Source organism: Planomonospora sp. ID67723 (assembly GCF_015711605.1).
Classification (GTDB): Bacteria; Actinomycetota; Actinomycetes; order Streptosporangiales; family Streptosporangiaceae; genus Planomonospora_A.
The window spans coordinates 2,183,361-2,197,064 of sequence record NZ_JABTEZ010000001.1 but is presented as its reverse complement, the minus strand read 5'-3'; the positions used below and the strand labels follow the sequence as shown (position 1 = coordinate 2,197,064).

At 71.9% G+C, this 13,704-nt stretch carries 9 protein-coding genes; 4 read left to right on the top strand and 5 right to left on the bottom strand.

What is annotated here, in order from left to right; all coding sequences use genetic code 11:
• Positions 1–19: 19 nt before the first annotated feature.
• The 4 genes from HS041_RS10295 to HS041_RS10280 all read right to left on the bottom strand — a co-directional run bounded on the left by HS041_RS10295 (position 20) and on the right by HS041_RS10280 (position 5,024).
• Entirely contained in the window at positions 20–1,168 is a 1,149-nt protein-coding gene (locus HS041_RS10295; RefSeq protein WP_196440234.1) for a thiolase family protein, read from the bottom strand.
• Between the two features lie 348 nt (positions 1,169–1,516).
• Positions 1,517–2,536 (bottom strand): thiolase family protein, encoded by a 1,020-nt coding sequence (locus tag HS041_RS10290; protein WP_196440233.1) that lies wholly within the window; start codon positions 2,534–2,536, stop codon positions 1,517–1,519.
• Positions 2,537–2,545: 9 nt separating this feature from the next.
• Positions 2,546–3,490, bottom strand: a complete 945-nt coding sequence (locus tag HS041_RS10285) for a Zn-ribbon domain-containing OB-fold protein (RefSeq protein WP_196440232.1) — start codon at positions 3,488–3,490, stop codon at positions 2,546–2,548.
• Positions 3,474–5,024: an acyl-CoA synthetase gene (locus tag HS041_RS10280; protein WP_196440231.1), complete on the bottom strand. Its 1,551-nt coding sequence runs from the start codon at positions 5,022–5,024 to the stop codon at positions 3,474–3,476. The genes HS041_RS10285 and HS041_RS10280 overlap by 17 nt, the downstream gene beginning before the upstream one ends.
• Positions 5,025–5,404: 380 nt before the next feature.
• Between HS041_RS10280 and HS041_RS10275 the strand changes: the two genes are divergently transcribed.
• The 4 genes from HS041_RS10275 (at position 5,405) to HS041_RS10260 (ending at position 12,458) form a co-directional block, all read left to right on the top strand.
• Complete coding sequence (locus HS041_RS10275; RefSeq protein ID WP_196440230.1) at positions 5,405–7,102, top strand: hypothetical protein; 1,698 nt, start codon at positions 5,405–5,407, stop codon at positions 7,100–7,102.
• Between the two features lie 7 nt (positions 7,103–7,109).
• Positions 7,110–7,757, top strand: a complete 648-nt coding sequence (locus HS041_RS10270; protein ID WP_230878512.1) for a class F sortase — start codon at positions 7,110–7,112, stop codon at positions 7,755–7,757.
• A gap of 58 nt (positions 7,758–7,815) precedes the next feature.
• Entirely contained in the window at positions 7,816–8,631 is an 816-nt protein-coding gene (locus HS041_RS10265) for a crotonase/enoyl-CoA hydratase family protein (protein ID WP_196440229.1), read from the top strand.
• 275 nt (positions 8,632–8,906) lie between these two features.
• Positions 8,907–12,458 carry an NIDO-like domain-containing protein gene (locus HS041_RS10260; protein ID WP_196440228.1) on the top strand — a complete coding sequence of 1,184 codons (3,552 nt, stop codon included), beginning with the start codon at positions 8,907–8,909 and terminating at the stop codon, positions 12,456–12,458.
• Positions 12,459–12,523: 65 nt separating this feature from the next.
• Here HS041_RS10260 and HS041_RS10255 read toward each other — a convergent pair whose 3' ends face one another.
• Positions 12,524–13,639: an NAD(P)H-dependent flavin oxidoreductase gene (locus tag HS041_RS10255; RefSeq protein WP_196440227.1), complete on the bottom strand. Its 1,116-nt coding sequence runs from the start codon at positions 13,637–13,639 to the stop codon at positions 12,524–12,526.
• Positions 13,640–13,704: the final 65 nt, after the last annotated feature.

The following is a 13,704-nucleotide window of genomic DNA, read 5'->3' as shown; positions in this document are numbered from 1 at the left end:
ACTCCTGTCTCGAACGACCTTATGGTTTGTCGCTGCCGACCATCCACATCGCGAAGAACTGCGCGCCTCCCCCGTAGGCGTGACCGAGGGCCCGCCGTGCCCCGTCCACCTGGTGCTCGCCCGCCATCCCGCGGACCTGGAGCGCCGCCTCGGCGAACCTGATCAGCCCGGACGCGCCGATCGGGTTGCTCGACAGCACGCCGCCGGAGGCGTTCCACGGGATGTCCCCGTCCAGCTCGGTGGCCCCGGACTCGGTGAGCTTCCAGCCCTCCCCCTCGGCGGCGAAGCCGAGGTTCTCCAGCCACATCGGCTCGTACCAGGAGAACGGCACGTAGACCTCGGCCACGTCGATCTCACGGCGCGGGTCGGTGATCCCGGCCTGCCGGTAGACGTCCGCCGCGCAGTCCTTGCCGCCCTGCGGGTTCACCGTGTCGCGCCCTGCCCGGAAGATCGGCTCGGAGCGCATCGCCGTACCGAGCACCCAGGCCGGGGTCCCGGTGACCGCCTTCTCCGACGACAGGACCATCGCGCACGCGCCGTCGCTGGACGGGCAGGTCTCCAGGTAGCGGATCGGCTCCCACAGCATCGGGGTCGACTCGACCATCTCCCGGCTGATGCCGGGGATGCGCAGGTGGGCGTAGGGGTTCTTCAACGCGTTGAGCCGGTCCTTGACCGCCACCAGCGTGCCGATGTGGTCCGGAGCCCCGGACCTGCGCATGTACTCGCGGATGTGCGGGGCGAAGTAGCCGCCCGCGCCGACCACCAGCGAGGCGCTGAACGGCAGGTGCGTGGACAGGGCCCAGGTGGCGTTGGACTCCGACTGCTTCTCGAAGGCGACCACCAGCACCCGGTCATGCACGCCGCCCTGGACCAGCGAGGCCCCGACGAGCGCGGTGGAGCCGCCGACCGAGCCCGCGGTGTGCACGCGCATCATCGGCTTGCCCGCGGCGCCGAGCGCGTCGGCCAGGTACGCCTCCGGCATCATCACGCCCTCGAACAGGTCGGGAGCCTTGCCGATGACGACGGCGTCGATGTCCTTCCAGGTCAGCCCGGCGTCCTCCAGCGCCCGGGCCGCCGCCTCGCGGACCAGGCCGGCGATGGAGACGTCCCGGCGCTTGGTCGTGTAGTGCGTCTGCCCGATCCCGATCACCGCACAGGCCCTACCCATGGTCGCTCACCACTCCTCGTTCACTCCGCGGACCGCTCATCCCTCGCAGGCCGCTGCGCTCACTCGATCGGGTTCGCTCCGCCCCATGGTCGCTCACCACTCCTCGTTCACTCCGCGGACCGCTCATCCCTCGCAGGCCGCTGCGCTCACTCGATCGGGTTCGCTCCGCCCCATGGTCGCTCACCACTCCTCGTTCACTCCGCGGACCGCTCATCCCTCGCAGGCCGCTGCGCTCACTCGATCGGGTTCGCTCCGCCCCATGGTCGCTCACCACTCCTCGTTCACTCCGCGGACCGCTCATCCCTCGCAGGCCGCTGCGCTCACTCGATCGGGTTCGCTCCGCCCCCATCACGCCTCCATCACGGTCACGAGGTTGTGCTGCAGGCAGGGGCCGCTGGCGGCGTGCCCGACCGTACGGCTCGCGCCGCCGTCGAGGATCCGCCGGGCCGCCTCACCGATCCGGATGAGACCCGTGGCCATGACGGGGTTGGCGGCCAGCGGGCCGCCGCTCGGGTTGACCACGGTGGAGGCGGGCAGTTCCAGCGCCTCGCGGAGGATGGGCTCCTCGTGGCTGAACTGCGCGTGCAGCTCGGCCACATCGACATGACCCTTGCCGGCCCCCGCCGCACGTGCGGCTGCGGCGGCGGAGGCCGACCGGGCGAGGTCTCTCATTCCCAGATAGTGGGGGTCTATGCGGTGGGCGATGCCGGTGATCCAGGCGGGGCGCTCGCACAGCTCCCTCGCCCGGTCCCCGGCGGCCAGCACCACCGCGGCGGCGCCGTCGGTGAGCGGGGCGATGTCGTACGGCCTCAGCGGCTCGACCTCGAAGGCGTCGCCCGAGGGGTCCGGCAGGTCGAGGGCGTAGGGATTGTCCCGGCCGGCGGCACGGCTGCGCCGTACGATCTCGTCCAGCTCGGCCCGGTCCGCCCCGCTCGCCGAGGCCTGCAGGGCGGCGTAGGAGACCTGGTCCAGGCCGAGCGGCGCCAGGTAGTAGGGGTCGAGCTGGAGGGTCATGATCTCCCGCAGCTCCCCCTGGGAGGACTTGCCGAAGCCGTAGACCAGGGCCGTGTCGACGTCGCCGTGCTGGAGCCGCACCCACGCCTCGTACAGCGCCCAGGCGGCGTCCATCTCCACGTGGCTCTCGGAGATCGGCGGCCAGGCGCCGAGCGCGTCGAGCGCGGAGACGAACGAGAACGGCGCTCCGGCGAGGTAGTCGCAACTCCCCGAGCAGGTGAAGCCGAACGTGCGCAGGCCCGAACGCTCCCTCACCTCGTCGAGCACCGGCAGGATCAGCTCGGACTCGCCGAGCCCCTCGTCGACCGCACTGTGCCGGGTCTGGGCGAAGGCCACGATGGCCACGTCTCGCATCCGCTGCTCCTACAGCTCGGCGTCCGGCTCGCCCGTGGGGGCGAACCACTTGACGTTGGACATGGACGCGGTCCGCTCCTCCTCGGGGACCCAGACCGCCCGCACCCGCATGCCCTGCCGCACCTCGTGCGCCGGGATGTCTCCGACCAGGGCGATCATCGGGATGTCCGAGCCGTCGAGGAGGATGTAGGCAGAGACGAACGGCACCTGGGGGGCGCGCGGGTCGGGGAGGTTGTTGATCGCGAAAGTGGTGATCGTCCCGGTGTCCGGAAGCTCGACCTCCTCGGTGACCGCGACGCCGCACTCGGGGCACGACAGGCGGTAGGGCACGTAGACCTTGCCGCAGGAGCCGCACCGGCAGCCGAGGAACACCCCGCGCGCGACGCCGTCGAGGAAGCGGGCGAGCGCCTTGCCGGGCTTGACGCGGTACGTGGAGCGGACCGGGGACACGATCCTGGTGACCTCGGGGACGAAGCTCTCGATGTCGGTGATGTGCCCGGTGCGCTCGGTCTTCCAGCGGGGGCGGACGCGCAGGCCCGGGCGCATGGCGCGGGCGTCGCCCGCGTCCACGGCGTGCAGCAGCGAGGTGTCCGCGCCGTCCAACCGGATCAGCGCCCAGGCGAACGGCCGGTCCAGCGGGTGGGCCCGGCGGGGCTCGCCCACCCAGGACCAGCTCTCGACCGTCCCTGCCGGGCCGACCTCGGCGAACTCGCCGGTGACCGCCTCTCCGGTCTCCGGGTCGTACTCCAGCGGGGGGACGAGCGTACGGCCGTCGGCCGTGCGGACCCCGACGATGCGCCCGTCCCGCAGCTCGGTGAGGAAGCGCCCGATCACCGGACCGGTCGTGCGGGTGTAGCCGCCGGGGAACTCCAGGACGTGCTCGGCGACCAGGTCCCCGGCCCGCTCCTGCGGTGCGGCGGTCACATCCGATGGTGCGTCAGATGGCACGGTCATGCCCCTCCCAGTACGGGTCGCGCAGCTTGCGTTTGAGGAGCTTGCCGTTGGGCTCGCGCGGCATCTCCGTGATGAAGTCGATGGACCGCGGCCACTTCATCTTCGCCAGGCGGCCCTTGAGCGAGCCGAGGATCTCCTCGGCCAGCTCGGGGGACGGGATCGATCCGGCGGCGGGTTCGACCACGGCCTTGATCTGCTCGCCCCACTCCTCGTCCGGGATGCCGAACACGGCCACGTCGGCGACCTTCGGGTGGACCATCAGCTCGTTCTCTATCTCGGCCGGGTAGATGTTGGCGCCACCCGAGATGATCATGTCGGCCTTGCGGTCGCAGAGGAAGAGGAAGCCCTCCTCGTCGAGGTAGCCGATGTCGCCGACGGTGAAGTGGTCCTTGAGCCGGTTGGCCTCGGTCTTCGCCCTGTCGCCCTTGTACTCGAAGCTGACGCCCGCCATCTTCATGTAGATCGTGCCGGGGGTGCCGGTCGGGACCGGCTCCAGGTCGTCGTCCACGATGAGCAGCTCGCTGATCGGCCAGGCGGTGCCGACGGTGCCGGGGTGCTTCTTCCAGCCCTCGGGGGTGGCGAGAGTGCCGCCGCCCTCGGTCGCCGCGTAGTACTCGTAGATGCAGTCGCCCCACCACTCGAGCATCGCCCACTTGACCGGGACCGGGCAGGGCGCGGCGGCGTGGATCATCCACTTGAGCGAGGAGAGGTCGTATTTGCGCTTGACGTCGTCGGGGAGGGCGAGCAGGCGCTTGAAGTGGGTGGGGACCATGTGGGAGTTGGTGACGCGGTACTTCTCGCAGAGCCGGAGCAGTTCCTCGGCGTCCCACCGGTCCATGTAGACGAGGGTGTGGCCCATGTGCAGCGCCGTACCGCCGAACTGGGTGACCGCGGTGTGGTAGTTGGGCGAGGTGACCAGGTGGGCGTTGTCCTTGCCGGGGGTGATGCCGAACATGGCCAGCAGGAACGTCATCAGCTCGGCCGCGTCGTCGGGGTCCAGGCCGTTGAGCGGGCGGCGCACGCCCTTGGGCCTGCCGGTGGTGCCGGAGGTGTAGTGCATGGTGGCGCCGGCCGTGCGGTCCGCCGGCGTGGTGTCCGGCTGACCGTCGGTCAGCTCCGAGACGGGGCGAACCCCCTCGACCCGGCCGAACGCGAAGACGCGGTCGGCGGAGATGCCCGACTCTGCGACGCCGCGCAGCCCTTCCTCGGCGTGGCGCTCGTCCAGGAAGAACGCCCGGGACTCGCTGTCGGCGACGATGTAGCCGATCTCGGGGCCGGTGAGATGCCAGTTGATCGGCGTGTAGTACCACCCGGCCTGCAGCGCGGCGAGGTAGAGCACGAGCCCGTCGGCGCCGTTGGGGACCAGGCCGCTGATGCCGTCACCGGGTTCGAGGCCGAGCCCGCGCAGACCGTGCACGAGACGGTTGGCCCGCGCGAGCAGGTCACCGGCGCGGTGCTCGGTGCCGTCCGGGTCCACGGCGGCGATCCAGTCCGGATCCGCCTTTGCCAGCCGCCAGAAGCCGAGCGTGCCCATCGGAGATCCCTTCGACTCGAAAGGGTCCGGACCGCCGGAGTGAGGCATGCCCCTCGGAACGCGACAGGACTCCGGCAGCGCGGAAGGTGGCGAACGGGAACGTGTTCTCGTTCGCAGGGGCAGAGTAACCCCCGGGAGCGTCACCGAGCAAGCGCTTGATTACAGAAGGAATCACAGGTAGCGGCTTTACCTTCCCATCACCACCGGCATCGTGATCGTTACGCATAGCGCATGAAAAGTAAGAAAAAAGTCAAGTTTCGTCACGAATGTAGCTAAATGTCCTAAACCACCGCTTTGCTAAGTCAGGATTGCTACGCGAGACGGCGTTCCCGAGACGGGCTCATGTTGGCCCTCCGCCGTCTCCTCTCTGGGGGAAGATCATGCGTTTCACCAAGTCCCTGGCCGCCGCGGGCGCTCTCGGCCTCGCCGTACTGACCGCCTCCCCGGCGCTCGCCGACGGCGCCGAGGAGACGGTGACCGAGTTCGCCGCCACCGCGCCCGAGGTCCAGAACGACGGCGGTGCGCCTGACTCCGGGGCGGAGTCCGAGACCCCGGCCGACACCCTGGCCGAGCCCGAGGCCGAGCTCAAGCCGGCGCCCAAGCCGGAAGCCGAGGCGGAAGCAGAGCCCGAGCCCGAGCCCAAGCCGGAAGCCGAGGCGGAAGCAGAGCCCGAGCCCGAGCCCAAGCCGGAAGCCGAGGCGGAAGCAGAGCCCGAGCTCAAGCCGGCGCCCAAGCCGGAAGCCGAGGCGGACGAGGAGGCTCCGCTCAAGGGGGTGCGGTTCTTCGATCTCGCCTCGAACGCCGTCCACGCCGGCGAGAAGGTCGGCTACAAGGTCATCGCCCACGAGACCCGCGCCACCTCCGCCCGGATCAGCTCCCCGGCCTTCTCCGGCGTGCACACCGTCGTACTGGCCGGCGGGAAGGCCATCGGCACGGCCTCGACCTGGGACGACCTCAAGCCCGGCGAGTACCCGGTCACCGCCGAGGTCTTCCTCGGCGGGAAGTTCCTCGGCTCGGCCGAGACCTCCCTGACCATCACCGCCAAGCCCGTCGAGGAGGCGCCGTTCGCCGCCCCCTCCGTCGCCGTGACCTCGGGCGCCGCCCACTCCGGCGAGAAGGTCGGCTACAAGGTCGTCGCCGACCGGCGCGCCACCGGTGCCCGGATCAGCTCCCCGGCCTTCTCCCGCGTGCACACCGTCGCGCTGGCTGGCGGGAAGGCCACCGGCACGGCCTCGACCTGGGACGACCTCAAGCCCGGCGAGTACCCGGTCACCGCCGAGATCCTGCTCGGCGGGAAGGTCGTCGGCACCGCGCAGACCCGCCTGTTCGTCAAGGCCAGGCCCGTCGTCAAGCCCGTTCCGGTCAGCAGCCTGAACCTGGAGCTGGAGCCGCGCAAGATCCGGCCCGGGCAGAGCTACTACGCCGGCATCACGACCAGGCACGTGGAGCCCGGCGCCGTGGTCACCGTCGAGGACCCGGGCGGCAGGCACTACCGCGTCCGGCTCGACCGCTGGGGCACCGGACGGGTCCTGCTGACCGTTCCGGGGGACACCGACCCCGGCACCTACAAGGTCGTGGCCTACCTGCCCGGCGGCCCGGGCGACTCCGCCAAGCTGACCGTCGTCGCGGCGCCGCGTCCTGCTCCGGCGGCCAGGCTCTCCCTGGCGCTGCACCCGCACACCGTCGTGGCCGGCGGCCACTTCACCGCCGTCGTCTCGACCAGGTTCGTGGCGCCGGGCACCCGGGTCACCGTCTTCGACCCGGCCGGCGAGCCGTTCACGGTCAAGATCGGCCGGGACGGTGTGGGCGCCCGGCGGCTGCACGTCCCCTCCAGCACCTCGGAGGGCGCCTACTGGTTCACCGCCAAGCTCCCCACCGGCCAGAAGGCCGCGGCCCTGCTGACGGTCAAGGCCCCGGTCCGGCCCAGCGGCGACTTCACCCCGCGGGGCGGCGCGCAGACCGGCGGCGGCCTCGCCGAGAGCCCCGCCGGCTCCGGGGCCCTCACCCTCGGCGGCACCCTGGTCGCCGGTGGATCCGGCCTGGCGCTGTACGGCCGCCGCCGCGGCCAGGAGAGCTGACCCGGCCTTGTCCCGCACCGCATCCATGAGCCGCATCGCCGCCACCGCAGGAGCGGCCCTGGCCATCTTCTGCGGCGTCCTCGCCGCCGGATCCGCGCTCTCGGACGGGCCCGCCTCCGGCGGCACCCCGCCCGCCTCCGAGACCGCCTCCCGGCAGTCGGGAAAGCCCTCCTTCGCGGTCGTCCCCGCCAAGGCGATGACGGAGTCGGAGCCCGTCCGCCTGGACATCCCGGCGATCGGGGTGAAGGGCGCGCCGATCGACCCCGTGGGCCTGAACGCCGACCAGACCGTCGAGGTCCCGTCGCTGGGGCGGCCCGGCCTCGTCGGCTGGTACCGGCACCGCCCCACCCCGGGCGAGAAGGGCCCGGCCGTGCTCCTCGGGCACGTGGACGCCTACGGCAAGCCCGCGGTCTTCTCCCGGGTGCACACCCTGAAGCGGGGTGACACCATCAAGGTCAAGCGCGAGGACGGCAAGGTCGCCGTCTTCACGGTGGACGGGCTGGAGCGGGTGGACAAGGACGAGTTCCCCACCGCCAAGGTGTACGGCGAGACCGGCGCGCCCGAGCTGCGGCTGGTCACCTGCGGCGGGGCCTTCGACCGGGCGACCGGCCACTACGAGGACAACGTCATCGTCTACGCCCATCTGGCGGCGTGAGCCGTAGCGGATCTAGGATGACCTAACAAGCGCTTGTCTAAAACAGCGGAGGTCGTCCGTGGAACTGCTGCCGATCAGCACGCCGCACTGCCGGATCGAGCGTGACGGGCACGTCGTCGTCGTCACCATGGACCGGCCCGAGGCGAAGAACGCCCTCTCCACGGACATGCTGGTCGGCCTGGCCGAGGCGTGGGCCTACGTCTCCGACGAGCCCGGGGTCCGGGTCGCCGTGCTGACCGGCGCGGACGGCACCTTCTGCGCGGGCGCCGACCTGAAGGCCATGGGCAGCCCGTCCGCCGACCCCCGGGTCAGGCAGCGGGCCGCGGAGATCCCGGACTTCCACTGGAAGGGGCTGCTGCGCGACCCGGACACGCTGCCGAGCAAGCCGATCGTCTGTGCGGTGGAGGGCTATGCCGTGGCCGGGGGCACCGAGCTGCTCGTCGGCACCGACCTGCGCGTGGTCGCCGAGTCGGCCACCCTCGGACTGTTCGAGGCGCGCCGCGCCCTCTTCCCGATGGGCGGCTCGGCCATCCGGCTTCCCCGCCAGATCCCCTACGCCTTCGCGATGGACCTCCTGCTGACCGGCCGGTCCGTCACCGCGCAGGAGGCGCTGGCCATGGGCCTGGTCAACCGGGTCGTCCCGGACGGCCAGGCCCTCGCGACCGCCCTGGAGATCGCCGCCCAGATCGCCGAGTGCGGGCCACTGGCCGTCCAGGCCATCCTGCGCACCTACCGCGAGACCCTGGGCCTGCCCGAGGCCGAGGCGCTGAAGGTCTCCGACGGCATCGGCTGGCCGGTGATCGGCTCCGAGGACGCCAAGGAGGGCTCCCGCGCCTTCAAGGAGAAGCGCCCGGCCGTCTACCGCGGCGAGTAAGGCCACCGCCCGGCCGCCCCTTCGGCGCCTTCTCCCCTTCGCGCTCCGGCGGACCCCTGTCCCCGCGCCGCCGGATCCGCCCGCCCGCGCCGCCTCCGGCGTGGGTGAGCGGTCACACGCCGCCACCTGTCATGACATACCAAATTTCAATCTGTCAAAGCCTTGAAAAGGCAACACAACCGATTCATGATCCTCCACATGGGCTGTAAAGATCATGTGCATCCCACGTCACTCTTCCGGCGGCACGACGCCCGCCCCGACGTGAAGGAGATCATGTGTCCCCCACCCCCCGACGCTGGAGAACGACCCTGATCGGAGCCGCAGCCGCCCTGGCACTCGTGCTCCCGCAGAGTGTGGCGCAGGCCGCGCCCGACCCCGGAAAGATCGACGAAACCGTCCTGGCGGATCTGGCCGAGGACGGCAAGGCCACCTTCTGGGTGCGCATGAAACGCGGCGCCGACCTCAGCGTGGCCCGCCGGGCCACGACCAAGGACGAGCGGACCAGGCAGGTCTTCCGCGCCAAGACCGAGACCGCCGCCTCGTCGCAGGCCGGTCTGCGCAGACTCCTGGCCGCCGAGAGCGCCGGTTTCACGCCGTTCTGGATCGTCAACGCCGTCCGGGTGACCGGCGACGCCAAGCTGGCCGCGGAGATCGCGAAGCTGCCCGAGGTGGAGCGGGTCGAGCCCATCCGCGTCGCCAGGATCCCCGAGCCGCTGCCCGGCAAGGAGGCGGCGAAGACCGACGCCGCCGAGTGGAACATCGACCGGGTCAACGCCCCCAGGGTCTGGGAGGAGCTCGGCGCCCGCGGGGACGGCATCGTCGTGGCCAACATCGACACCGGCGTGCGGTTCGACCACCCCGCGCTGGCCGCCAAGTACCGCGGCCGAGGCGCCGACGGCACCCTCAGCCACGACTACAACTGGTTCGACCCGGCGGGAGTGTGCCCGGGCCGCGTGCCGTGCGACAACAACGACCACGGCACCCACACCATGGGCACCATGGTGGGCGGCGAGGGCGCCAACGTCATCGGCGTCGCCCCCGGCGCGAAGTGGATCGCCGCCAAGGGCTGCGAGACCAACACCTGCACCGACGCCTCCCTCCTGGCCGCCGGGCAGTGGGTGCTCGCGCCCACCGATCTGAACGGCCGCAACCCCCGTCCCGACCTGGCCCCGGACATCGTCAACAACTCCTGGGGCGGCGCCGGGTTCGACCCCTGGTACAAGGAGATCGTCGAGGCGTGGGTCACGGCCGGCATCTTCCCTGCCTTCTCCAACGGCAACCTCGCGAACGCGGGCTGCAACTCCAGCGGCTCCCCCGGGCAGTACGTCTCCAGCTACAGCGCCGGAGCGTTCGACTCCGCCAACGCGATCTGGAGCTCCTCCACCCGAGGCGCCGGCGAGAACGGCGAGATCAAGCCCAACCTCGCGGCCCCCGGCGTCAACGTGCGCTCGTCGGTGGCGGGCGGCGGCTACGGCGCCTTCTCCGGCACCTCGATGGCCTCCCCGCACGTGGCGGCCACCGTGGCGCTGATGTGGTCGGCCTCCCCCGGCCTGCAGGGCGACGTCGCCGCCACGCGCGAGCTGCTCGACGGGACCGCGGTCGACGTCGAGGACACCCGCTGCGGCGGCACCGCCGCGGACAACAACGTCTGGGGCGAGGGCCGGCTCGACGCGTTCGCGGCGGTCCGGGCCACTCCGGCCGACCCGCTCGGCACGCTGGCGGGCACCGTCACCGCCGCCGGCGCGCCGGTGGCCGCGGCCACGGTCACGGTCACCGGGCCGCTGAGCCGTGCGGTCGCCACCGCGCAGGACGGCACGTACACGCTGCCCCGCCTGCTGGAGGGGGAGTACCGGATCACCGTCGCGAAGTTCGGGTACGACGACGTCACCGCGACCGTCGCGGTGGTGGCAGGCGAGACGGTCACCAGGGACGTGACGCTGACGCCGCGGCCGTCGGGCACGGTGTCGGGAACGGTCACCTCCGGGGGCGCGCCCGAGGCGGGCGCCACGGTGGCCGCGGCGGGCACCCCGGCCGCCGCGGTCACCGACGCCGCGGGCCGCTACCGGCTCACGCTGCCGCACGGCGAACACGAGCTGAAGGTCACCCCGGCCTCCCGGTGCGCGGACGGCCTCACCGTGCCGGTCACGGTGAGCGCCGACCTGACCAGGGACATCGACCTGCCGCGCCGTACCGACGCCTTCGGGCACACCTGCACGGGCGCCGCCCTGCCCTACGTGGCGGGCACCGAACGGCACCCGCTCACCGGGGACGACGCCGCCCAGCCGGTCGCGCTGCCGTTCCCCTTCCCGTTCTACGGCGGCACCCACACCGGCGGCTGGATCAGCAGCAACGGGTTCGTGAGCTTCACCGCCTCCAGCACCTCGGCGGGCAACGGGGCGCTGCCGTCCGCCGGCACGCCCAACGCGGCCCTCTACCCGTACTGGGACGACCTGGTCCTGGACGACCAGGCCGGGGTCTACACCGCCACCGTCGGGACCGCGCCGGAGCGCACCTTCGTCATCGAATGGCGCAACGCCCGGTTCTACTCCGACGCCGCCCAGCGCATCTCGTTCTCGGCGCTGCTCGGCGAGGACGGTTCCATCGGGTTCCGCTACCGCGGCATCGACAGCGAGCGCGACTCCGGGACCAGCGCCACGATCGGCATCGAGAACGCCGCAGGCACCGACGCGCTGCAGTACTCCCACGACAGCGCCGCGCTCGGCGACGGCCAGGGCCTGGCCTTCACCGCGAGCCGCCACGGACTGCTGTCCGGCACCGTCACCGACGCCAACGACCGCGAGCCGCTGGCGGGCGCGACGGTGAAGGTCAGGACCGCGGCCACCGCCCTCACCACCGGGCAGGCGGACGACGTGGCGACCTTCACCACCGGGCCGGACGGCAGGTTCCTCGGGCAGATCCCGGCGGGCGACCACCAGGTCGAGGTCTCCAAGGAGAACTACGGGACCTTCACCCGGGAGGTCACCGTCACCGCGGGGGCGCGCACCCGGGCCGACACCGCTCTGGCCACCGGCCGGGTGACGGCCTCGGCCGGCGAGCTGACGCTGGTGATGCCGGCCGAGGCCGTCAGGACCGGCACGGTCGAGCTGCGCAACCTGGGCGCGCCCGCCGCCTACACCGTCACCGCCGATCCCGCCCAGAGCTGGCTGAGCGTGACGCCCGCCGGCGGCGAGCTGGGCTCGGGGGCGTCGGCGACGGTGAGGGTCACCGCCTCCGCCGCGGGCGTCCAGCCGGGCACCGTCCGCACCGGCAAGGTGCTGGTGCGCTCGGCGAGCGGCCGCAACCCGCAGATCGAGATCGCGGTGAAGGTCGTGGTGCCCGGGCACCAGGTCGCCGTCGACGCGGGCGGCGCCAGGCCCCTCGTCGACGCCTCCGGTGACCGGTGGACCGCCGACCGGCAGTACGGCACGGGCGGTCACGGCTACGTGGGCCGCGGGAGCAGGACGCACACGACCAGCAGGACGATCAGGGGGACCACCGAGCAGGAGCTGTTCCGGCGTACCCGCGAGGGGATGCTGGAGTACCGGTTCGACCAGGTTCCCCAGGGCGTCTACACCGTCGAGCTGGGCTTCGCCGAGACCCGGTCCGTGCGTGAGGGACAGCGCGTCTTCGACGTCATCGTCGAGGGCCAGCTCGCGATCCCCGCCCTGGACCTGGCACTGGAGGCCGGCACGTACACCGCCGTCACCCGGCAGTACACGGTGAAGGTCACCGACGGCCAGCTCAACGTGCGGTTCGCCGAGCGGACCGGCGACACCCTCGTCAGCTTCGTCCGCATCTCCGAGCGGCCGGACAGGACCGTCCCGTGACCGCCGGACCCGTCCCGCCCCGACGGGGCGGGACGGGTCCGGACGGCGGCTCCGGCTCCGGCGGGTCAGTCGCCGGTCAGCCGGTCCAGGCGCTCCATGGCCTCGACGTACTGCTCGACCATGCCGAACACCACGTCCCTGGCGGGCTTGACCTGGTTCATGGTCCCGATGATCTGCCCGGCCGGGAAGGTGGCCAGCTCCGCGGCGTCGGACCGGCCGATCCTGCGCAGGGCGTCCGAGACCAGCATGAACTGCAGCGGCATCGGGAGCGTGCCCGGCGACTCGGCCGACTCCCAGGCGTCGGTCCACTCGTTCTTCAGCAACCGGGCGGGCTTGCCGGTCCACGAGCGGGAGCGGACCGTGTCGCGGGAGGTGGCTTCCAGGATGCGCTGCCTGGCCATCTCCGGGGTGTCGGCCTCCTCCACGGTCAGCCAGATCGACCCGGTCCACACGCCCTCGGCGCCCAGCGCCAGTCCCGCCGCCATCTGGCGGCCGTCGCCGATGCCCCCGGCGGCCAGCACGGGCACGTCCACGGCGTCCACGACCTGCGGGATGAGCACCATCGTGGAGATCTCACCGGTGTGGCCGCCGGCCTCGGTGCCCTGCGCGACGACGACGTCCACGCCGACCTCGACCTGCTTGACCGCATGCCGGGGGGTGGAGGCCAGCGCCGCGACCTTGACCCCCTTGGCGTGGGCCATCTCGACCACGTCGGCGGGAGGCGGGCCGAGCGCGTTGGCGAGCAGCGCGATCGGATGCCTGAGGGCGACCTCGACCTGTGGCCGGGCGGTGGCGTCGGTCCAGCCGAGCAGCACCCTGCCGGCGTCGGAGTCCGCCGACAGCGGTGGAACGCCGTGGGCCTCCAGCAGCTCGTCGACGAACTTCCGGTGCCCCTCGGGGATCATCCCCGCGAGGCGTCCCACCAGGTCCTCGGCGGAGTCGACGCCGAGGTCGGCCCCCGCGTAGGAGGCGGGCATGACCACGTCGACGCCGTACGGCCTGCCGTCGACGTGGTCGTCGATCCACTTGAGCTCCATCTCGAGCTCTTCGGGGGTGAAGTAGAGGGCGCCGAGCACGCCCATCCCGCCGGCGCGGCTGACCGCGGCGACGACATCCCTGCAGTGGCTGAACGCGAAGATCGGAAATTCGATCCCGAACATGTCCGTGACCCGTGTCCGCATATGTTCACCGTACGGCGCACACAAGGAAAACTGCAACGCGTTCTAGTCTAGAACATTTCGTCTGA

Bases quoted from the DNA above. Each gene is read 5' to 3' on its own strand.
- HS041_RS10280 (WP_196440231.1), bottom strand. From the start codon at position 5,024: ATGGGCACGCTCGGCTTCTGGCGGCTGGCAAAGGCGGATCCGGACTGG.
- HS041_RS10290 (WP_196440233.1), bottom strand. From the start codon at position 2,536: ATGCGAGACGTGGCCATCGTGGCCTTCGCCCAGACCCGGCACAGTGCG.
- HS041_RS10285 (WP_196440232.1), bottom strand. From the start codon at position 3,490: ATGACCGTGCCATCTGACGCACCATCGGATGTGACCGCCGCACCGCAG.
- HS041_RS10275 (WP_196440230.1), top strand. From the start codon at position 5,405: ATGCGTTTCACCAAGTCCCTGGCCGCCGCGGGCGCTCTCGGCCTCGCC.
- HS041_RS10255 (WP_196440227.1), bottom strand. From the start codon at position 13,639: ATGCGGACACGGGTCACGGACATGTTCGGGATCGAATTTCCGATCTTC.
- HS041_RS10295 (WP_196440234.1), bottom strand. From the start codon at position 1,168: ATGGGTAGGGCCTGTGCGGTGATCGGGATCGGGCAGACGCACTACACG.